Annotated in this window: 13 protein-coding genes; 6 read left to right on the forward strand and 7 right to left on the reverse strand. The window is 68.3% G+C overall.

The genetic code is table 11. The annotated features are described in order from the left end of the window. Positions 1–24 precede the first annotated feature (24 nt). Positions 25–423, forward strand: coding sequence for a (deoxy)nucleoside triphosphate pyrophosphohydrolase (locus G6N30_RS01205; RefSeq protein WP_134055447.1), 399 nt, complete (start codon positions 25–27; stop codon positions 421–423). 49 nt (positions 424–472) lie between these two features. On the opposite strand, the gene G6N30_RS01210 is transcribed toward G6N30_RS01205, so the two are convergent. From G6N30_RS01210 to G6N30_RS26880, 3 genes are all read right to left on the reverse strand, one after another. After that, a complete protein-coding gene (locus tag G6N30_RS01210) occupies positions 473–1693 on the reverse strand; it encodes a hypothetical protein (protein ID WP_134055445.1) in 1221 nt (406 codons plus the stop codon). 177 nt (positions 1694–1870) lie between these two features. Further along, positions 1871–2143, reverse strand: coding sequence for a hypothetical protein (locus G6N30_RS01215; protein WP_163687313.1), 273 nt, complete (start codon positions 2141–2143; stop codon positions 1871–1873). A gap of 101 nt (positions 2144–2244) precedes the next feature. Beyond that, the gene (locus tag G6N30_RS26880) at positions 2245–2412 is read right to left on the reverse strand and encodes a hypothetical protein (protein ID WP_134055442.1); all 168 of its coding nucleotides are present in this window, start codon (positions 2410–2412) and stop codon (positions 2245–2247) included. A 151-nt stretch (positions 2413–2563) separates the two neighbouring features. Here G6N30_RS26880 and typA point away from each other — a divergent pair, with 151 nt between their 5' ends. Beyond that, entirely contained in the window at positions 2564–4459 is a 1896-nt protein-coding gene (gene typA, locus G6N30_RS01220; protein ID WP_179965591.1) for a translational GTPase TypA, read from the forward strand. An 11-nt stretch (positions 4460–4470) separates the two neighbouring features. Continuing rightward, positions 4471–6363 carry an ABC transporter family substrate-binding protein gene (locus tag G6N30_RS01225; protein ID WP_276027542.1) on the forward strand — a complete coding sequence of 631 codons (1893 nt, stop codon included), beginning with the start codon at positions 4471–4473 and terminating at the stop codon, positions 6361–6363. Positions 6364–6415: 52 nt separating this feature from the next. On the opposite strand, the gene G6N30_RS01230 is transcribed toward G6N30_RS01225, so the two are convergent. The 4 genes from G6N30_RS01230 to G6N30_RS01245 all read right to left on the reverse strand — a co-directional run bounded on the left by G6N30_RS01230 (position 6416) and on the right by G6N30_RS01245 (position 16345). Then, on the reverse strand, positions 6416–7654 hold the full coding sequence (locus G6N30_RS01230; RefSeq protein WP_134055436.1) for a hypothetical protein: 1239 nt from the start codon (positions 7652–7654) through the stop codon (positions 6416–6418). Positions 7655–8118: 464 nt separating this feature from the next. Further along, complete coding sequence (locus G6N30_RS27320) at positions 8119–12162, reverse strand: hypothetical protein (protein ID WP_280526592.1); 4044 nt, start codon at positions 12160–12162, stop codon at positions 8119–8121. Positions 12163–13210: 1048 nt separating this feature from the next. Then, positions 13211–14392, reverse strand: a complete 1182-nt coding sequence (locus G6N30_RS01240) for a hypothetical protein (protein ID WP_234880194.1) — start codon at positions 14390–14392, stop codon at positions 13211–13213. Between the two features lie 186 nt (positions 14393–14578). Further along, complete coding sequence (locus tag G6N30_RS01245) at positions 14579–16345, reverse strand: alpha/beta hydrolase family protein (RefSeq protein WP_163687316.1); 1767 nt, start codon at positions 16343–16345, stop codon at positions 14579–14581. Positions 16346–16859: 514 nt separating this feature from the next. On the opposite strand from G6N30_RS01245, the gene mshB reads away from it, so the two are divergent. From mshB to G6N30_RS01260, 3 genes are all read left to right on the forward strand, one after another. Continuing rightward, on the forward strand, positions 16860–17717 hold the full coding sequence (gene mshB, locus G6N30_RS01250) for an N-acetyl-1-D-myo-inositol-2-amino-2-deoxy-alpha-D-glucopyranoside deacetylase (protein ID WP_134055430.1): 858 nt from the start codon (positions 16860–16862) through the stop codon (positions 17715–17717). A gap of 113 nt (positions 17718–17830) precedes the next feature. Beyond that, positions 17831–18250, forward strand: a complete 420-nt coding sequence (locus tag G6N30_RS27090; protein ID WP_134055428.1) for a hypothetical protein — start codon at positions 17831–17833, stop codon at positions 18248–18250. Positions 18251–19195: 945 nt separating this feature from the next. Continuing rightward, positions 19196–21775, forward strand: coding sequence for a bifunctional FO biosynthesis protein CofGH (locus G6N30_RS01260; protein ID WP_134055426.1), 2580 nt, complete (start codon positions 19196–19198; stop codon positions 21773–21775). The last annotated feature ends 45 nt before the right edge of the window (positions 21776–21820 follow it).

The following is a 21820-nucleotide window of genomic DNA, read 5'->3' on the forward strand; positions in this document are numbered from 1 at the left end:
CGCGACGGTATACCGTCGCCGCTGATGGCAGAGCAGATCGTCGTGGCCGGCGCCCTGATCGCCGGGTCGCAGCTGTTGGTCGCGCAGCGGGAGCGGCCCCCCGAACTGGCCGGCCTGTGGGAACTGCCGGGCGGCAAGGTCGCCGACGGAGAGAGCGACGCCACCGCGCTCGCACGAGAGTTGCGCGAGGAGTTGGGCATCGACGTCGCGGTGGGGGCGCGGATCGGGGACGACATCGCGCTGAGCGCCACGACCGCCCTGCGCGCCTATCTGGTGACCCAGACCGGCGGACGCCTGCGACCACTCGACCACCGTGCGCTGCGCTGGGTGGGGCGCGACGAACTCGACGCTCTGCCCTGGGTGCCCGCCGACCGCGCGTGGCTCGGCGCGCTCGCCGCCGCGTTGCGCGACGGCTCCCCGTAGAACGACGATCGGCCCCCTGTTGTGGAGGGGGCCGATACGTGTGCGGTGGTCAGGCCGCGGCGGCCTCGGTATCGCTGCTCTCGGGGGCGCTGTCACGACCCTCGGTCGAGTCGGATTCCTCGGCGTCGTCAGCCGCAGTCTCCTCCTCGTCGGCGGCCTGCTCCTCCGTGGCCTCTTCCTTGGCTTCCTCGGCAGCCTCTTCCTCGGTGACGTCGGTGGCTTCTTCGTCGGTGACGTCGGTGGTGTCGGTGGTCTCCTCGTCCGAGACCTCCTCGGCGACGTCTGCCGTTTCGGCGTCTGCCTCCTCCTCGGCGGCGGTGGCGCGGTCAGCCACTGCATCCCCGGCCTCCTCGTCGTCCGACGTGGTGGACACGGTGATCACGGTCGGCTCCGGGCTGGGCAGTTCATCGACCGCCCCGATGCGGGCGTTGGTCGTGGCGAGCGAGGGCGCCGGAGGCGCGATCGCCTGGGCGACGGCATTGCGCAGCCAGAGCAACCCGCCGAGGACGCCGTTGGCGAACGGATCGACGGTACTGCTCGCCAGGATGCCGTCGTTGAGGAACGTGTCGAACGTGTCGGCCACAGTTGCCAGCGCCGCGTTCACCACCGCCTCCAGGTCGCCGGACCGGATGGCGGCTGCCACACCCTCCAACCCCTCGCCGAACGCCTGCGCCGTGCCAGTGGTCAACTGCGTCACCCCGAGAAGGAGAGGCAGAACGTTCTGCGGGGTGGTGGCGGCGGTGATCGCCGCTCCGATGTTGGTGAACGGTCCCGCCAGGAGCCCGCCGATCTGCGGAATGATTTCGCCGAGCGTTCCGAAGACGTTGCCTGCGGTCAGGAAGAGGATCGGCACGGCCGCCAACAAGCCGAACGCGAGGCCGTAGTCGCCGTCCTCGAGGGCTTCGAAGGCGTCGGTGAGCTGGCCCGGCAACGTGACCCCGTCGCCCATCCCGGTGATGAAGTTGACGAAGTTCTCGACGTAGTCCCGGCCGATACCGCCGAGCACGCCGGCCGACGCGATCTGGTTCTCGATCACCTGGGTCAGGATGGGCGCCGGGTTGTTGATGACGGCGGTGACCAGCTTCTCGATGTTCGTCACGGTGTTGTCGAAGACCGGCCCGAACGGATTGGCCAGCGCCGCGGGCGTGACGGCCCGGCTGAGCACTTCAGGGACATCGGGCATCGGCGGTGCGACGGGGCCGACAGCGATGGCGCCGGCGCCGACCAGCGCAACGCCGACCGCGAGATAGGGACGAACAACGAGCTGCACGGGTAACTCCTTCACTAATCAAGCAATGTGACGCGCATAACTTACCCAGAAGTAAGTTGCTATCGAGAAGTTTTCGGCAAAGTACTTTCGCGCGCGTCAAAGCCGCAGGCGCGTGTGACAATCAGGCATCTGATCGGGGGGGGCGGCAACCTCTCGGGATGGTCGAACGCAGCGCTCTCAGTACCGCAGGCTGTCACCGACGACGCGTACCTGGCGCGCGTCGCGGGGGTGATGCAGCGCATAGAGCGGATGCGTCAACACCGGATGGCGGCAGTGCGGGCAGGATTGCTGCGGCTGCCTGGCGGATGCCATCGTCAGGTGGTGGCAGGAACTGCACCGCACCACGTGGGCGGCGCCGACCCAGTTCATCAACCCGACGTAGAGCGCGACGACCGTGGCCGCGGCCAACACGATGATCAGGGCGACGGTGAGCGCCTCGTAAACCGTCATGATCGCACCTCCAAGCACGTACGACAGACCTCGACGGATGCCACAACGGTACTCGCGAAAGCGCACTGCGGCACCCACTTTCGCCAGGTCAGCGGTGGTCCTCAGGCCTTCCGGGCGCGCTTGTAGACCTTCTCCAGCTCCTTGCCCCGGAGCCCCAGGTGTTCGGCCTTCTGCACCTTGTGCACCACGAGCGGGCACCGCTTGCAGCGCGGTTTGCTGCGGCAGCACTTCTTCTTCGGTTTGAGGCCGGCGAACTTGGTGGACTTCACGGGCGGGCAGGATCCTGACGTGGGTGCGGGGGAGGAGAATTCGGTTCTCATACATTGCCACGGGGCCGCCGTGCCGCGGTGACCTCCCTCGCATGCCGGGCTTTGCATTTCGCGATCGAGTCATCGCACTGCGACAATCAAGGACGTGGATTTGCCCAATGACTTTCGGAATGTCGCCATCGTCGCCCACGTCGACCACGGCAAGACGACCCTGGTTGATGCGATGCTGCGGCAGTCCGGTGCGCTGAGCCATCGTGGCGATGACGCCGTCGAGCGGCTGATGGACTCCGGTGACCTGGAGAAGGAAAAGGGCATCACCATCCTGGCCAAGAACACCGCGGTGCACCGGCATCACCCCGACGGGACGATGACGGTCATCAACGTGATCGACACCCCCGGCCACGCGGATTTCGGCGGTGAGGTCGAGCGCGGGCTGTCGATGGTCGACGGCGTGCTGCTGCTCGTCGACGCCTCCGAGGGTCCGTTGCCCCAGACCCGGTTCGTGCTGCGCAAGGCACTGGCCGCGCACCTCCCGGTGATCCTGGTCGTGAACAAGACCGACCGTCCCGACGCGCGCATCGCGGAGGTGGTCTCCGAGAGCCACGATCTGCTGCTCGACGTCGCCTCCGACCTCGACGACGAGGCGCAGAAGGCCGCCGAGGAGGCGCTCGGTCTGCCCGTGCTCTACGCGTCGGGCCGCGCCGGCATCGCCAGCACCACCGAACCCGCCAACGGGGAGAACCCCGACGGCGAGAACCTCGACCCGCTCTTCGACGTCCTGCTCGAGCACATCCCGCCGCCGCAGGGCGACCCGGAGGCGCCGCTGCAGGCGCTGGTGACCAACCTCGACGCCTCGGCCTTCCTCGGCCGGCTCGCACTGATCCGCATCTACAAGGGCCGCATTCGCAAGGGTCAGCAGGTCGCGTGGATGCGTGAGGTCGACGGGCACCCGGTCGTCACCAACGCCAAGATCACCGAACTGCTCGTCACCGTCGGCGTCGAACGCACCGCCACCGAGGAAGCCATCGCCGGTGACATCGTCGCCGTCGCCGGCATCCCGGAGATCATGATCGGCGACACCCTCGCCGATCCCGATCACGCGCACGCGCTGCCGCGCATCACCGTCGACGAGCCCGCGATCTCGGTGACGATCGGCACCAACACCTCGCCGCTGGCAGGCAAGGTCTCCGGACACAAGCTGACCGCCCGGATGGTCAAGTCACGGCTCGATCAGGAGCTGGTGGGCAACGTGTCGCTCAAGGTGGTCGACATCGGCAGGCCCGACGCCTGGGAGGTGCAGGGCCGAGGCGAGCTGGCGCTGGCCGTGCTCGTCGAGCAGATGCGCCGCGAAGGCTTCGAGCTCACCGTGGGCAAACCGCAGGTGGTGACCCAGACCATCGACGGCAAGCTGCACGAACCGTTCGAGGCGCTGACCATCGACTGCCCCGAGGAGTTCGTCGGCGCCGTCACGCAGTTGATGGCCGCCCGCAAGGGCCGCATGGAGGACATGACCAATCACGCCGCCGGCTGGGTGCGGATGGACTTCATCGTGCCGAGCCGCGGGCTCATCGGCTTCCGCACCGACTTCCTGACGTTGACCCGCGGCACCGGTATCGCCAACGCGGTCTTCGACGGCTACCGGCCCTGGGCGGGGGAGATCCGCGCCCGCCACACCGGTTCGCTGGTGTCCGACCGCAGCGGGTCGGTGACGCCGTTCGCGATGATCCAGCTCGCCGACCGCGGCCAGTTCTTCGTGGCACCCGGCGACGACACCTACGAGGGCCAGGTCGTGGGCATCAACCCGCGCGCCGAGGACCTCGACGTCAACGTCACCCGGGAGAAGAAGCTCACCAACATGCGCAGCTCCACCGCCGATGTGATGGAGACACTGGCCCGCCCGCTCGAATTGGGCCTCGAACAGGCCATGGAGTTCTGCGCCGAGGACGAATGCGTCGAGGTCACCCCGGAGGTCGTGCGGGTGCGCAAGGTCGAGCTGGACGCCACGTTGCGGGCCCGGGCCCGTTCGCGGGCGAAGGCGCGGGGATAGCGGCCGATACTCTGAGGAGCGTGCCGACCCGTCCCCGCTGTTCCCGCGTGACGCTGGGGGCACTCGTCTCCGCCACCGCGCTGCTGCTGGGTGGTTGCACGGTGAGCCCGCCGCCGGCTCCGCAGAGCACCGAGACGACGGAGACCACTCCGCCGCCGGCTCCCAAGGCCACGCAGATCATCGTCGCGATCGACTCGATCGGCCCGGGGTTCAATCCGCACCTGGTGTCCGACCAGTCACCGGTCAACGCCGCCATCGCCGCGCTGGTGCTGCCCAGTTCGTTCCGGCCCATCGCCGATCCGAACACGCCGACCGGATCGCGGTGGGAGCTCGACCCGACCCTGCTCGAATCGGCCGAGGTGACGAACCAGAACCCGTTCACTGTCACCTACAAGATCCGGCCCGAGGCGCAGTGGACCGACAACGCGCCGATCGGCGCCGACGACTACTGGTATCTGTGGCGCCAGATGGTCAGCCAGCCCGGGGTCGTCGATCCGGCCGGCTACGACCTGATCACCGGTGTGCAGTCGGTGGAGGGGGCCAAACAGGTCGTCGTCACATTCTCCCAGCCCTACCCGGCCTGGCGCGAGCTGTTCAACAACATCCTGCCCGCACACATCGTCAAGGACGTGCCGGGCGGATTCGGCGCCGGGCTGGCCCAGGCGATGCCGGTGACCGGCGGCCAGTTCCGGGTGGAGACCATCGATCCGCAGCGCGACGAGATCCTGCTGGCCCGCAACGACCGGTACTGGAGCGCACCGGCCAAACCCGATCTCGTGCTCTTCCGCCGCGGCGGGGCGCCGGCGGCGCTGGCTGACTCGATCCGCAACGGTGACACCCAGGTGGCCCAGGTGCACGGTGGCGCAGCGACTTTCGCGCAGCTGAGCGCCATCCCCGATGTGCGGACAGCGCGCATCGTGACCCCGCGCGTCATGCAGATGACGTTGCGCGGTCAGCTGCCCAAGCTCGCCGACCCCTCGGTCCGCCGGGCCATCTTCGGCCTGCTCGACGTCGACCTGCTGGCCTCGGTGGGCGCCGGCGACGACAACACCGTCACTCTCGCCCAGGCTCAGGTGCGTTCGCCGTCCGATCCCGGCTACGTGCCCACCGCACCGCCCGCGCTGGGCACCGAGGCGGCCCTGGAACTGCTGGCCGAAGCGGGCTACCAGATGGCGCCGGTGCCGGATCCGCAGCCGCCGGCACCCGGTACGCCTGGGCCGGACAACGGACGCGGGCGGATCTCCAAAGACGGTGTGCCGCTGACCCTCGTGCTCGGGGTGGCCGCCAACGACCCGACGTCGGTCGCCGTGGCCAACACGGCCGCCGATCAGCTGCGCAACGTCGGCATCGAGGCGTCGGTGCGGGCACTGGATCCGGTGACGCTCTACGGGGAGGGGCTGGCCGAAAACCAGGTCGACGCCGTCGTGGGGTGGCGGCAGGCCGGGGGAGACCTCGCGACGTCGCTGGCGTCGCGCTACGGCTGTCCGGCGCTGGAGGCGACGCCGGTGCCGACGGCGCCGAACGCGGCGCCCACTCCGCCGCGACCGTCGCCGTCGCCCACCCCCGACGGCGAGCAGCCGCCACCGCCGTCCGCCACGCCCACGACCACACCCGGTGCGGCGCCCGAGTCGGGCGCTCTGGTGCAGGCGCCCAGCAACATCACCGGCGTGTGTGACCGGAGCATCCAGCCGAAGATCGACGCGGCCCTCGACGGCGGGGAGCCGATCGGAGAGGTGATCGACGCCGTCGAGCCACGGCTGTGGAACATGTCGACGGTCCTGCCGATCCTCCAGGACACCACGATCGTCGCGGCGGGTCCGAGCGTGCGCAACGTGAGCCTTTCGGGTGCGGTGCCCGTCGGCATCGTCGGCGACGCCGGCAGCTGGGTGAAATCCCCGCAGTGACGGCACAGGGCCCCCACCCCGCAAGGGTGAGGGCCCCGATCAGCCGGCCGGCTTATGCTTCGGCACCTCCGGTGTCGTCTGCTCCGGTGTTCTCGGCTCCGGCGTTGTCCTCGGCCGCGGGCTCCTGCGCGGCCGGTTCCTCTTCGGCGGCTTCCTCTTCGGCCGCTTCTTCCTCAGCGGCTTCTTCTTCGGCTGCCTCGTCGTCGGCGACCTCGTCCTCGGCGGCGGTCTCGTCGGCGAGTTCGTCCTCGCCTGCCTTCTCGTCAGCCGTTCCGTCGGCCGTTCCGTCGTCGGTGGTCTCATCGTCGGTGGGCTCGTCGACCACGCCGGCGCCGCCACCCGTCTCGGGCGCGAGGTTCTCGGTCGTCGAGGTCTGGCGAGCCGCCGAGGTGACCGCCGAGTCCGTGACGTCGATCGTGACCGACGCCGCCGGATCGGTGGACGTCGACGAGATCTCTGTGGTGCGCAGTGGCGCCTCCGGGGGATTGGGCTTGAGCGCATCGGCGATCATGTTGCGCAGCGTCATGATCGCGGCGATCGTGCCGGACATCGGGGTGAGGAATCCGCCGTCGAAGCCGTAACCGTTGAGCACGCCGCCGGCCACGACGCCCGGGATGTCGAGCACAGCGGTGAACGCGCCGAGCAGATCGCCCTCGTTGGCGGCGTCGACCACGGCCTGGGCTGCCGCGCCGAAGGCGTTGAACCCGCTGAAGACCGGGTTGAGGAGGCCGATCGCGCCGAGCGCGACCGTTGTGATCGCCAGGTTGGCGACGTCGAGGACGTTCTGGGCCGACTGGGTGATGATGCCCTGGATCGGCACCAGCAGTTCGAGCGACGGGAAAAGGATGGGCTGAAGGAAGGCCTGGAAGATCGCCGGGACGCCTTCCGCCGGATGGCCCGTGATGATCAGTTCGAAGGCTTCTCGCAGGTTCGCCGGTATGCCGTTTGGATTCGTGGGCGACAACGATGCGAGGAAGCCCTGGGCGAACGCCTCGAGCGCCGGAGCCAGGGTCTCGACGTTCGACCACTGGTTCTCGATGATCTGCTGCAGGATGGGCGCCGGCCGGGCGATGAACTCCTGACCGAGTATCGAGATGTTCTCCGCCGCTTGCCCGAACACCTCGATCCAGGTCTGCAGGGGATTGACGGCGGCACTGAGTCCGACGCCGATCGACGACACCGCCGGCACCTCGAGATCGGGCACGGGTGGCGCGACCGGGCTCATCGCGATGGCTCCTGCGCCGACCAGTGCCACACCGGTCGAAAGATAAGAGCGGGCTGCGGCGTGCATGGGTTCTCCTTTACGTCGTTGTAACCATGTCGAGCCGGAACCTACGCCAGAGTAAGGTCCGAATCCGGCTAATTGGCAAACTTTTTTCGACTGATCAGCCGCCCTCCGGTTTGAGCTAGGCGCTCGGCGGTTACTCACCGAATCCGCATGTAGACCGCATGATCAGTTTCCTCGAACGTGCCGCAAAGTGCGGTCAGTGACTGTCATCTGACAGTGTCTGGCAACATAGAAGTTCTTGCATTGCAATTGATCGCGCAATGTTTTTGCCCGTGCCGACGGTGCGCGGGGATCTCGCAGTGACGAGGTCGTCAATTACGCGGGTGACTATTTGCGCCCAAAGGCTCAAACGTCGCCGTCCCGCTCCCGCCAAGCCGTCCACTGCCCGGAGGAGCGGAGTTGCCGGCAAACACCGGGCAACGCAAAGCGGCCCCGGACCGTGAGGTCCAGGGCCGCCTGCGTGGTGCTTACTCCGAAGCGGACTTGCTGCTCGCTTCCTTCTTGCTGGAGGTGTCCGAGGAGTCCTTCGTCGAACCCGCCGGCTTCTTGTTGCCGCCGACAGCGTTCTCGATGTTCTTCCGGACCCCGTTCGCCGCGTTCTCGAGGTTCTTGCGGGTCTGGTTCGCCGCACCCTCGAGGTTCTTGCGGGTCTGGTTCGCCGCACCCTCGAGGTTCTTGCGGGTCTGATTGGCCGCACCCTCGAGGTTCTTGCGGGTCTGGTTCAGCCCGTCGTTGATCTGCTTGCCGGCATTGTCGACCGCGTCCTGCAGCTGTGCCTGCGCCCGCGTGACCTGCTTCTGCAGATCTGCGGCCGGGTTGGCGGGCATGACCGGGTTGACGTTCACCGGAGGCAGCTTCGCCTCGGTGGCCGGTGCCTCTTCGGCGGGAGCATCGGTGGTCACCGACAGCGTCCGAGACTGCGGCGCGATGCGGGTCTCCGTGACCGCCGGAGACTCGACCTCACCGGTGTCCGCACGCAGTGCGTTGATCTCACCGTTCGCGTCGCCACCGACGTTGAGGCCACCACCGATGCTGCCACCGAGGCCGCCGATCGCACCGCGGATGGCGCCACCGATCGCGGCGCTGATCGCACCGCCGATGTTGACGTCACTGGCCGCTTCGGCGAAGGCGTTGACCGCGGCGAAGATGCCCGCACCGATCGCCTGGAGCGCGTCGTTGCCGTTCTCCAGAGCCGACACCGCCGTGGCGCGGAACGCCTCGACCACTGCGTTCGTGGCTGCGGCGATGTTGTTCGCCGCGTCGACACCGATCTCGGTGATCGCGTCGGCCGCCGCACCGAACTGGGCACCGGCCTCCTCGAACGAGGCGATGAACTCGGCGGGGGTCGGCAGGCCTTCCAGGCTGGCGCCGATCGCCGCGGAGATGTCCGCACCGACCTCGGCGAAGCCCTCCAGCGCGGCGGCACCCAGGTCGAGACCGGCCTCCAGACCCAGCTGCAGCGATGCGCCGAGGTCGGCCAGCACCGGGCCGAGCGCGGCCGATGCGTCGACCAGGGCGTCGATGAAGACCGCCGGGCTCGGCAGGTTCTCCAACGCGGCCTCGAACGCGGCGGCGAGCGTTCCGCCACCCTCGACCAGCGCCTCGAGGAACGCCCCGAATTCGGCGCTGCCGATGTCGATGCCCGTCTCGATGGCGGCGGTCAACGCGGCCGACAGGTTGCCGAGGGCCTCGGCGGTCGCTTCGGCGATCGCGTTGAAGCCCGGCACGAAGGCCTCGATGGCACCCTCGATCGCGGCGGCGAACTCGGCCGGTGTCGGGAAGCCCTCGAACGCCGCGTCGAACGCTGCGGCCAATTCGGCTCCGGCGTTGAGCAGCGCGTCGGCGATGGCGCCGGCATCCAGGTCGATGCCGAGGTCGACGAGAAGCTCCAGCGCCGCATCGAGCGAGGCACCGAGGTCGACGTCGATCGCACCGAATGCGGTGACCAGGGCGTCGATGAACGCTTCCGGCGTCGGGAAGGCTCCCAGTGCGGCTTCGAACGCCGCGGCCAGCTGGCCACCCGCATCCTGCAGTCCGGCGATCAGCGCCTCGAAGGCCGTCTCACCGGCGGCCAGGCCGGCTTCGATCGCCGCGGACAGCGCGCCCGAGAAGTTCGCGATCGCCGTGCCGGTGGCATCCGCCAGCGCGGTCAGCCCGGGGATCACGCCTTCCAGAGCGGCCTCGAAGACGGCGACGAACTCTGCCGGCGACGGGAAGCCCTCGAGGGCCGCGTCGAAGATCGCGCCGAGTTCGGCCCCGGCTTCGAGCAGCGCCTCACCGATGGCCGTCGCGTCCAGGTTCAGGCCCAGGTCGACGATGACCTCCAGGGCGGCGTCGATGGCCGCCGACAGGTCGACGTCGATCGCGCCGAAGGCCGTGACGAGAGCGTCGATGAACGCTTCGGGCGTCGGGAACGCCGCGATTGCGGCGTTGAACGCGGCGGCGAGGTCGCTACCGGCGTCCAGCAGGCCGGCGACGATCGCGTCGAACGCTTCGGTTCCGACGGCCAGACCGGTCTCGATCGCCGTCTCCAGCGCGCCCGAGAGGTCACCGATCACCTCGGCGGTCGCCGCGGCGAGCGCATTGAAGCCGGGGATGACGCCCTCGAGGGCGGCGTTGAAGGCCGCGATGAACTCTTCCGGAGTCGGGAACCCGTCCAGCACACCGTTGAACGCAGCGGCCAGCTCAGCGCCGGCTTCGAGGAAGGCATCGGCGATGGCGCCGGCATCCAGATCGATGCCGAGGTCGACGATCACCTCGAGTGCGGCGTCGATGGCCGCACCCAGGTCGACGTCGATGGCGCCGAAGGCCGACACCAGGGCGTCGATGAACGCCTCCGGCGTCGGGAACGCCTCGATCGCCGCGGCGAAGGCGGCCGCCAGTTCGCCACCGGCGTTCTGAAGCGCGACCACCAGGGACTGGAACGCGTCCAGACCCGCGGCGAAGCCGTCCTCCAGCGCGCCCGCAAGCGCACCCGACAGGTCGGTGAACGCCTCCGCGGCGGCCTCAGCCAGCACGTTGAAGCCCGGCACCAGCCCGGCGATGGCGGCGTTGAACGCGGCGAAGAACTCGCCCGGGGTGGGGAAGCCTTCCAGAGCACCCTCGAACGCGGCTGCCAGATCGGCCCCCGCCTCGATGAGCGCCTCGGCGATCGCGGTGGCGTCGAGATCGATGCCGAGGTCGACGATCACCTCGAGCGCCGCATCCAGGGCTGCGCCCAGGTCGACGTCGATGGCCGCGAACGCGTCCACGAACGCGTCGATGAACGCCTCGGGGGTCGGGAAGGCCTCGATCGCCGCGGCGAAAGCGGCGGCCAGATCGCTACCCGCGTCCAGCAGGCCGGTGACGATGGCGTCGAAGGCCTCGATACCGGCGGCAGCGCCTGCGTTGATGGCGGCGGCCAGCTCACCCGACAGATCGGTGAGCGCCTCGGCGGCGGCTTCGGCGAAGGCGTTCAGGCCAGGCAGGACGCCGGCGATCGCGGCGTTGAACGCGGCGAAGAACTCGGCCGGAGTCGGGAAGCCCTCGAAGACGGCACCGAAGGCGGCGGCGAGCTCGGCGCCCGCATCGATGAGCGCCTCGGCGATGGCGCCGGCGTCGATGTCGATGCCCAGCTCGACCAGCGCCTCGAGCGCCACGTCCAGGGCGGCGCCGAGGTCGACGTCGATGGCGCCGAACGCCGACACCAGCGCGTCGATGAACGCCTCGGGGGTCGGGAACGCCTCGATGGCTGCGGCGAATGCGGCGGCGAGTTCACCACCCGCGTCGAGCAGGCCGTCGACGAGCGCCTCGAAGGCGGTGGAACCCGCGGCGATGCCGGCTTCGATGGCGGCGGCGAGCTCACCCGAGAGCTCGGTGAGTGCCTGCGCCGCGGCGGTGGCCACCGCGTTGAAGCCGGGGATGACACCGCCGAGGGCTGCCTCGAACGCGGCGACGAACTCTTCCGGTGTCGGGAAGCTGGCGAGGGCGGCGTTGAACGCGGCGGCCAGGTCGGCACCGGCTTCGAGGAACGCATCGGCGATGGCGCCGGCGTCCAATTCGATGCCCAGGTCCAGTGCGGCCTCGAGCGCGAGCTCGATGGCGCCGGCCAGATCGATGTTGATGGAGGCGAAGGCCGACACGACGGCATCGACGAAGGCCTCCGGGGACGGGAAGTTCGCGATGGCGTTGTCGACCGCGGTTGCGAGCACGCTGCCGCCCTCGAGCAGACCGTCGACGACTGCCTGGAAGGCGTTGTTGCCTTCCTCGACGGCGCTGACGAGTGCCGCCTCGAGTGCGCCGCTCAGTCCGATGATCGCGGCCTGGGCCGCCGCGGAGGCACTGTCGAGTGCACCGCCGACCGGCTGCCACGCGGCCTGCGCCGCGGCGATCAGATCAGCGAGCGAGGACAGTGAAACGTCTTCGAGCACCGCGACCATCCGGTCGCCCCGAATCTGGAAGTCCGGCGGCAACACCTCGACCGGAGCCAACGCAATCGATGTAGCGCCTACAACAGCCACACCGGCGGTCAAGTATGACCGAACAGCAACTTCCATGACATCCCCTCAGAGTCTCAAACAGCCCGACGGAGCAAAACATACCTGAGAACTACCTAAGTAACAAAGCGATCTCTCGCTTTTTCTCTGACCGTTTTCTAACCCCCTGAATAGCGTTTGCTTGAGGTTCGACGAACGAAATTAGCCCCGTCGCTCTCACCGCACTGAGACGGCGCAGGATGGCAAATACGTAGCAGTCCGAAGTTGTTGGCGGGATCCGTGTGCGCGAGATCGTTCGCCTGGCGTACGAAAATAGCTGAACTCGTTGCAAGTGGAACTTTGAGCAGGAGGACAGCGGGCAGATCGAATCTCGGGACTTTGCCCTTCCGGCTCTCCGTGACACTGCGTTCGATGACCCGCCAGGCCATCGCCGTCAAACGGTCGCGCGATTGTTGTTTCAGCAAGGATCGGGAGGTGCGAGGGGCATCGGTGCAGCTCTTCGCTGTTGTCCGCGCGCCTGGAGATGTGGCAACCTTCGTCAGAAGCTCGGAAGTCGGCGGGTCGGTCGAGCGCCCGGCGAGGGAGTGAGGAGGGGGCCGGCACGCGGGCGGCGGGCTCATCCGGTCCGGAGCCGACGGCTATGCCGCTGCTACGCGGGTGGTTTTGACGCTGACGAAAGTGGGTACCTGTGCAGGACTTCGGAGACGTGCTGCCCAGCCGGCGCAGGAGGTTTATTCTGAGGATTCTGGGTGGTCGTCCCGCGGAGCAGGGGCAGGTGACGCGTACCTCCGGCGCTTATCGATCCCGGTCGCTGAATAGGTAGCTGGAACCTTAGTTTTCACCCACTATTCGCATTAGCCACCTTGGCAAAGACCACCAAAACCTGAGAGCAAGCTGAGTTGATCAGTTAACTTTCCGGAGGGCGCTGCAGCGAACAGTCTGGTAGGCGGCACAAGGGCGTCGAGGGGTGCCCGCTGACCCGCGGATGAGCGCACGGACCGGGCATCGGGCAGCTCGACAGGTGGCTGAAGGCAGGCCGCCGATCGGCGACGGAATCGCCACCGTGACGCTTTCCGAGAGCCTGCTATTCCTGGGTGTCGTCGCCGCGGTCGGCCGGCGGGTCGTCCCGATCCGGCGCCTGCGTGTCCGCCCCCGGAGCCTCTGCGGGCTTGTCGACAACGGTGCCGTCGTCTTTCCCGCCCGTCGCACCGTCGCCCTTGCCGTCGTCCGCGGCCGGCGCGTTCTTACGGCCGCCGGTGGTGAATCGTTTGATCGTGGAGTGGAAGTTGTCGAGGCCCTGCTGCACGCGGACGCCGAACTCGCGCGCGAGGTCGCCCGGCTTGGGCAGCCTCGGTGCCCCGGGGCGCGGGGTTGCGGCGGGCTCGGTGCCGTCGTCGTCGGGCAGGCCCTCGAGTTCCGGCGGGAGTTCCTGGTCGGTGCCGGTGGACGCTGACGGTCCAGTGAGCTGACCGGGGGCCGACGCCGCGGGAAGTCCATCGCGGATGTCGACCGCGACGTCGTCGACGGTCTTGTCGACCTGATCGATGAGCCCGCCGGGCTGGCCGATGGGCTTCGGCAGGTTGCGGATCAGTGCCCGGATGAGTGGTTTGAGGGCACTCTCGTGGAAGGCCCTGTCGATCGCTTCGATGCCGGTGAGGTTGGGGTGTCCGGTCAGGAGCGCGGTGAGCGGGTCCACGATGAGTCGGCGCAACGCCTCCTCGGGGCCGATCTGACCGGTGATCAGCTGGTGCACCACCTGCTGTGTCAGGACCAGCGCGACCGCCGGCGCGGCGGCGACCTGCCTGACGAAGTTGATGCCCGCTTCGCCGAATCCGGTCCCGATGTCGGTCAGTGCTCCGACGATGCCTTCGATGGCCTCGTGGGGAGCGACGGACGGCAGGGGAGTGTGGGGCACCATCGTGCGCTGATGCGGCGAGCTGAAACCGTCGACCGGCAGCGCAACCGCCGGCTCGGTGGTGGCCACTCCGACGCCGAAGGCGGAGATGACGGAGTCACGGCCGGTGTTGGACACGTCGTTGAACAGGCGCTGCAGTTCCTCGACCGAGCTCAACCAGTCCTGCCGGATGGCCCCGATGGATTGCAGGAACTCCGGATCGAGGACATCGAGACGCTGGCCATCGGGGGTGAAGTCAGTCGCCGACACCCGGATATCGGACGGAAGCGGTACCACGGGATTCGCCACCACGACGGCAGCACCGGACAACACGACTCCGGTGGCCAGAAAAGGGGCGATGGCCCGCCGCATGGCGCCCTCCCCACGTGCGCAGCGTTAGATCGATAAATGGTATCTGAGACTGTCCTGAGAATACAGCAGCGGGAAATGGTTTCTTCCTGAGAATTCGGGGCTGCAGGTTTAAACGAACCGGTGGCCGCGAAAAGAAACCGGCCCCCGAGGCGGTGCCTCGGGGGCCGGCTTCCTGATTATTTGTGGTCAGTCGTCCTGCGACGGCGACGCCTCGGTCTTGGTCTCCTGCTTCTCGGGTGCCTCGGTGTCGGCCGCGGGCTCCCGATTGGCGCGCCCACCGGTCAGGGTGTTGCGGAGGCGCTCACCGGCGTTGTTGAGCCGATCGACACTGTCTTCGACCGCGTCGCGCACCTGCTCGCCGGCGTCGCGCAGGTTGCCGACCAGCGAGGAGCGCTTCGGGCCGGACTGACTGCGCACGATGGGATCCTTGTCCCCGGAATCCGATTCCTCGACCTCACCGTCCGGCTCATCCGATGCGGTGACACCAACGGTCAATTGCGTTGCGTCCCGGCGCAATTGAGTGTCGTTGATCGATGGAGGTGTGAAACCGTCGGCGGTGATCTCCGTGGTGGTCCCGGCCGGGAGGTCGACGGGCAGGGCGGGCAGATTCTGCAGGAGACTGGCCAGGTCCCCGAGGACGTCGATCGGATTGCGATAGATGCCGTCCGGCGGATTGTTGACGCCGGGGATACCGCCGAAGAAGAAGGCCTCGGTGAACCCTTCGACCAGTGCGTTGAGCACGTCTTCGGGGACCTCGGCCCAGTCCACGTTCTGCGGGAACGTGAAGAACGGCGCGTAGTCCTGACCGTAGTTGTTCGAGAAGTCACGGTCGTACGGTTCGAGGCCCGCGGCGATCTGCGCCTGGGTCGGGTGCTGAACGACGTTGGTGTAGCCCAGGTTGCCGAGGATCTTGATCGCCGGTTCGACCGCGTCCGCGAACGGATTGGTGAATCCGAATGCGCCACCGGTGAAGAAGTTGGCGACGTCGAACGGATAGCGGAACGGCTCGAGGATCGGCTGACGGTCCGAGGGCACGGTGAGGAAGATGTTGATCGCGCCGTCTTCGTTGAGCAGGCCGGCGAGGATGGCCGGTAACGCGGCCGCCAGTTGGGGTGTCAGCGCCGCGACGTCGCCACCGCGCAGGATGTACGTCGGGAAGAGCCCCGCCGCAACGGAATTCGCCAGCGACACCGGGTTCGGCCAGGCCGGGAAGTCAGAGAAGGTGTCGTACTCCCAGGTCGCGTCGACCTTGATCGGGACGAGCCCGCCGACCGGGATGTCGAGGCCGAGCAAGTTGATGTAGTCGGCGTCGTTCTCGACGTCCGGCGTGACGACGCTCTCGTAGCCGAAGAGCCGGGCGATGGGGTCGAGCAAGGGTGCGAAGCGGGCGGCGATTCCACCGTCGGCACGGCCCCAGTTCCGCAGTAGCAGCAGCGGGAGGATCGTCAGGGTGTCCCGCTGCTCTTCGGACGTGAAGTAGTCCCTGATCTGCGGGTAGGCCAGTCCGGTCGCAAGCGCTCCGAGGCCGAAGCCGACGACGATCGGGATGCGGACCCCGTTGGGGATGGGAAGTGCGGGGAGTCCCAGGAGCCCGAGCAGCTGGCCGATGTTCAGGGCGGGCTCGGTGCTCGTCACCTCGTCGACGATGAGCGGCGGAAGTGCAGGCACGTAGCCGAGATTCAGCCCGAACAGCGCGGCCAGGCCGAACGGCGGACCGGTCGTCACGAGGTTGATTCCCAAGGGCTCCAACACATCTGTGATGCCGTTGATCGCGTCGAAGTCGAGGCCCAGGAGCCCGCCGAGGTCGAGGGCGCTGCCCAGGCCGAGGATGTCGGTCGGCGACAGATCCGCGAGCGCACCGCTGGGGAGTTCGACGCCGTCGGTGCCCGGGATCGTCCCGAGGCCGGGCAGCGTCAGCGCACCCGCCGCCGGCGCGGTCAACCCCATTGTCATGGCTGTCGCCGTAGCGGTGACGCCTCCCGCAATCGCGGCTTTCTTGATGCGATTGCGAATCGGCTTGCGCCGGTGCTTCGACATTTATTACCTCCCTCTAAGCGATCTCTCAGCTACTGGGGCGAAACGTAACACCGGGCGAATTCAAAACGACATCAATTGCTGTCAGCGCACCCACGGGTCCTTGCAGGCGGAAGTAAGTTTACTTACAGAGGCGAGAATGTGACGCCCGACACTTCGACCTAAGTGAGGGTTGGTTCTGCGGCAACCGTCGCCCGTCGGCGCGGCACGGCTGCAATAGAGGCTGGTCCTGGCCTATGCAGGAGCGGCGTCGACGCCAGGAGGTTGACGGTTGAGATGCCTGGCGCCGCTCCGTCCAGCGCGGACATGCGATACCGCCGATCGCAACAAGTCGGGCGGAAGCTGATCTTGAATTTTCGGGCGTTTGTTTGCCCAAATCGCTCCGCCGCGGCCCGGGGAGCGGTCCAGCGACGCTGGCGTACATTCACCGCTGATGACAGCTATCGCCCCCCGTCTGCTCTTCGTCCATGCCCATCCGGACGACGAGACGCTCACCACCGGCGGCACCATCGGTCACTACGCCCGGGCGGGCGCCGATGTACGGGTGGTCACCTGCACACTCGGCGAGGAAGGCGAAGTGATCGGCGAGCGGTATGCCCAACTCGCCGTCGATCACGCCGATCAGCTGGGCGGATACCGGATCAGCGAGCTCACCGCCGCGCTGTCCGCACTCGGTGTGGACGAGCCCCGGTTCCTCGGCGGACCCGGCCACTGGCGTGATTCGGGGATGGAAGGGACCCCGGAGCGCCACCACCAGCGGTTCGTCGACGCCGACATGTCCGAAGCCGCCGGCCTGCTGGCCGCGATCATCGACGACTTCCGGCCCCATGTCGTCGTCACCTACGACCCCGCCGGCGGGTACGGCCACCCGGACCACATCCAGACCCACCGCGTCACCACCGCGGCCGTCGAGCGCGCGCAGTGGCGGGTGCCGAAGCTCTACTGGACCGTCATGTCTGCCTCGGCCATGCAGGAAGCGCTCGACGCCGCCGAGGACGTCCCGGAGGCGTGGCTTCGGATCAACGCCAACGACGTACCGTTCTGTCTGCCGGACGACAAGATCGACGCGGGCGTCGATGTCAGCGACAGCCTCCAGGCGAAGGTCGCCGCCCTCCGGGCGCACGCCACCCAGGTCTCGGTCGCCGCCAACGGACAGTCGTGCGCGCTGTCCAACAACATCGCGATGCCGATCCCCGCCCAGGAGCACTACATCCTGGCCGCCGGCGAGGCCGGTGCCCGCGACGAACGCGGGTGGGAGAGCGATCTCCTCGCCGGGTTGGACCTGGCGTAGCGAATCCGGTGCACGGTAGGCTCCACGTCATCCGGCGACGTCGAAGGGGCATTCATGGATCCCGACCTTGATCCCAACCTGCAGCACTGGCAGGACCGCCTCGACAGCTACCAGTGGGTGGTCGGTTCCCTGGTGGGCCTGCTCGACAGCATCCCGACCTGACAGCCCCGCTCACGCGTGGTGTCGTTCTCACGCTTCTCGCGCTCGACGGCGTCATCTCGGCGGTCCTCGGCGCCTTCTTCCTGCCGCTGCGCCTGGGCGTGGTGCCGTTCCCCATCAGTGCCGTGATCGTCGGCGCGCTCAACGCCGCGCTGGTGTGGGCGGCGCTGGAGTGGACCGACTCCGGCCGCCTCGCGGCGTTACCCCTCTGGACTTGGCTGCTCACCCTCGTCGCGCTCACCCTCGGTGGGCCGGGAGGCGACATCGTCTTCGGCGGGCGTGACGTCATGGCCTACAGCGTCTTGTTCTTCACCGCCGTCGGCGTCGGTCCCGCTGCCTGGCTGCTCTGGCGGCGCGACGTCCGCCCCGTCTGAGAGCTCACCGTCTGAGAGCTCACCGTCTGAGAGCTCACCGCCCAAGTCCTGCCCGTCCGCCGACCCGGCCACCTCTTCGGCCGGCTCTTCGGCGGGCTCTTCAAGCGGCGCCTCGAGCTCGACGTTCGCCACTTCCTCCAGTGCGACCTCGTCCTCGACGACCTCGTCCTCGACGACCTTCTCCTCGACAACCTCGTCTTCCGCAACGGACAGGGTGGGGAAGGGGAACGGCCCGGGCAGCGGCGGGATGAGCCAGCCGAAGAAGTAGTCGACCTCACCCACGGCCACGTTGACCAGGGCGGTGACGGTGCTGACGGCGACGTCGACCAGCCCGTCGATGTAGGCGGCCAGATCCACCGGGTTCTCCAGCACCGGGTCGATCAGGTCGTACACGATGCTGTCGGTGACGCCGATGATCTGCGGATAGATGATGTTGATCTGACTGGAGATCAGGTAGCCGAACGGTACGAACTGCAGCGCGTAGTCGGCGAGTTCAACGCCGTAATCGGTCCAGTAGGTGATCGCCGAGTACACGGAGTCGACGACGTTCGTGGCGGCATTCTGCGGTGCGGCCAGCTGCTGTGCCGCTGCCGCGACGATTTCGCGGAACTCCGGTGAGACGACCTGCGACGCGGCGAGGCGCACCTCACGGGTCGCCGCCTCGTCGGGCAGCGGCCGCACCGCGGGTGCCGCGACGATGGCGGTCGCGCTGAGCGCGGCGACACCTGTCGCCATCCACGAGCGGGCTGCAACGGGCATGACGACTCCTTGTTATCGGCGCGCTAAGAACTTATCGTGCGCGTCCACCGGCGACCGGCCGTTCGCGTGAGGCGGGCCGCGCACCCATCGGGCGACCGCGGACTACTGTGGCCGATATGCCGGACCCAGTGCTTCCAGGATGTGAGACACGCGGATGAAAGTTGCCATCGCCGGGGTTAAAGGGGAGTGGCTCTGAACCCCCAGCACGGCGCTGATCTGCCCAGCCCGGTGGTCCCACCGAAGTCCGCAGCTACCGGTTCCGCAGCGCTGCGGCGCGTTCTGCGCCGGGCCCGCGACGGCGTCGCCCTCAATGTCGACGAAGCCGCGATCGCCATGACGGCACGCGGTGACGACCTCACCGATCTGCTTGCCAGCGCCGCCAGGGTGCGCGACGCCGGGTTGACCTCCGCCGGCCGACTGGGACCCAACGGGCGGCTTCCCGTGACGTACTCCCGAAAGGTCTTCATCCCGGTCACGCATCTGTGCCGCGACACGTGCCACTACTGCACGTTCGTCACCGTGCCCGGACGGCTCCGCGCCCAGGGCCTCGGTATGTACATGGAGCCCGACGAGATCCTCGACGTCGCACGCCGCGGGGCCGAGTTGGGCTGCAAAGAAGCGCTTTTCACCCTCGGTGACCGCCCGGAGGCGCGGTGGGACGAAGCGCGGCAGTGGCTCGACGAGCGCGGCTACGATTCCACTCTCGACTATGTGCGCGCCATGGCGATCCGTGTGCTCGAGGAGACCGGTCTGCTCCCGCACCTGAACCCCGGGGTGATGAGCTGGTCGGAGCTGTCGCGACTCAAGCCCGTTGCGCCGTCGATGGGCATGATGCTCGAGACCACGTCACGCCGGCTGTTCGAGACAAAGGGCCTGGCGCACTACGGCAGCCCGGACAAGGACCCGGACGTTCGGTTGCGCACCCTCGACGACGCCGGCCGGCTGTCCATCCCGTTCACCACGGGCCTGCTCGTCGGGATCGGCGAGACGCTCACCGAGCGTGCCGAGACCATGCACGCGATCCGCAAGTCGCACAAGGAATTCGGGCACGTCCAAGAAGTGATCGTGCAGAACTTCCGGGCGAAGGACCACACCGCGATGGCCTCGGCGCCCGACGCCGGTATCGACGACTTCCTCGCGACGATCGCCACCACGCGGCTGGTGCTCGGCCCCAAGATGCGCATTCAGGCGCCGCCGAACCTGGTGTCACGCGAAGAGTGCCTGGCGCTGATCGCCGCCGGCGTCGACGACTGGGGTGGCGTCTCGCCGCTGACCCCCGACCACGTCAACCCCGAACGACCCTGGCCCGCGCTCGACGACCTGGCCGACGTCACCGCCGAGGCGGGCTATGACCTGACCCAGCGGCTCACCGCACAACCGCAGTACGTGCAGGCCGGTGCCGCATGGATCGACCCGCGCGTGCGCGGCCACGTCGACGCACTGGCCGACCCCGAGACCGGGCTCGCGCTCGACGTCATCCCGCAGGGCCGGCCGTGGCAGGAGCCCGACGAGGCGCTGCAGTCCCTGGGGCGCATCGACCTGCACGAGGCCATCGACAGCGAGGGACGGCTCACCGACACCCGCAGCGATCTCGGCAGCGCGTTCGGTGACTGGGAGTCGATCCGCGAGAAGGTCCACGAGCTGGCGGCACGGGCGCCCGAGCGCGTCGACACCGACGTCCTGGCGGCGCTGCGCGCCGCCGAGCGCGACCCGGCGGGCCTGTCTGACGACGCCTACCTGGCGCTCGCCACCGCTGACGGCCCGGCCCTCGACGCCGTTGCCGCCCTTGCCGATTCGCTGCGGCGCGATGCGGTCGGCGAGGACGTGACGTTCGTGGTCAACCGCAACATCAACTTCACCAACATCTGCTACACCGGTTGCCGGTTCTGCGCCTTCGCGCAGCGCAAGGGCGACGCCGACGCGTACTCACTGTCCACCGACGAGGTCGCCGACCGCGCGTGGGAGGCGCACGTCGCCGGCGCCACCGAGGTGTGCATGCAGGGCGGCATCGATCCCGAGCTGCCGGTGACCGGCTACGCCGACCTGGTGCGTGCGGTCAAGGCACGGGTGCCGGAGATGCATGTGCATGCGTTCTCGCCGATGGAGATCGCCAACGGAGTCACGAAGAGCGGCCTGTCGGTGCGCGAGTGGCTGATCGCGCTGCGCGAGGCCGGGCTGGGGTCCATCCCCGGCACCGCCGCGGAGATCCTCGACGACGAGGTGCGCTGGGTGCTGACCAAGGGCAAGCTGCCGACGTCGATGTGGATCGACGTGGTCACCACCGCCCACGAGGTGGGGCTGCGGTCGAGTTCGACGATGATGTACGGCCACGTCGACCAGCCCCGGCACTGGATCGGTCACCTGCGGGTACTGCGCGACATCCAGGACCGCACCGGCGGCTTCACCGAGTTCGTGCCGCTGCCGTTCGTCCACCAGTCGTCCCCGCTGTACCTGGCCGGCGGCGCTCGGCCGGGGCCCACCCACCGCGACAACCGAGCGGTCCACGCGCTGGCGCGAATCATGTTGCACGGCAGGATCTCCCACATCCAGACCAGCTGGGTCAAACTCGGCGTCGAACGCACGCAGGTGATGCTGCAGGGCGGGGCCAACGACCTCGGCGGGACGCTGATGGAGGAGACCATCTCGCGGATGGCCGGCTCCGAGAACGGTTCGGCGAAGTCGGTCGAGGAACTGGTCGCCATCGCCGAGGGGATCGGACGCCCGGCACGGCAGCGGACCACGACGTACGCACCGATGGCTGCCTGATCCTCTCGCCGTCGGAATAGAACCGGACCGTGGTCCGTTTGATTG

Source organism: Mycolicibacterium litorale (assembly GCF_010731695.1).
Classification (GTDB): Bacteria; Actinomycetota; Actinomycetes; order Mycobacteriales; family Mycobacteriaceae; genus Mycobacterium; species Mycobacterium litorale.

Excerpts from the sequence above, each read along its gene's own strand:
- G6N30_RS01205 (WP_134055447.1), top strand. The coding sequence starts at position 25 with ATGGCAGAGCAGATCGTCGTGGCCGGCGCCCTGATCGCCGGGTCGCAG.
- G6N30_RS01215 (WP_163687313.1), bottom strand. The coding sequence starts at position 2,143 with ATGACGGTTTACGAGGCGCTCACCGTCGCCCTGATCATCGTGTTGGCC.
- G6N30_RS01230 (WP_134055436.1), bottom strand. The coding sequence starts at position 7,654 with ATGCACGCCGCAGCCCGCTCTTATCTTTCGACCGGTGTGGCACTGGTC.
- G6N30_RS01240 (WP_234880194.1), bottom strand. The coding sequence starts at position 14,392 with ATGCGGCGGGCCATCGCCCCTTTTCTGGCCACCGGAGTCGTGTTGTCC.
- G6N30_RS01245 (WP_163687316.1), bottom strand. The coding sequence starts at position 16,345 with ATGACAATGGGGTTGACCGCGCCGGCGGCGGGTGCGCTGACGCTGCCC.
- mshB (WP_134055430.1), top strand. The coding sequence starts at position 16,860 with ATGACAGCTATCGCCCCCCGTCTGCTCTTCGTCCATGCCCATCCGGAC.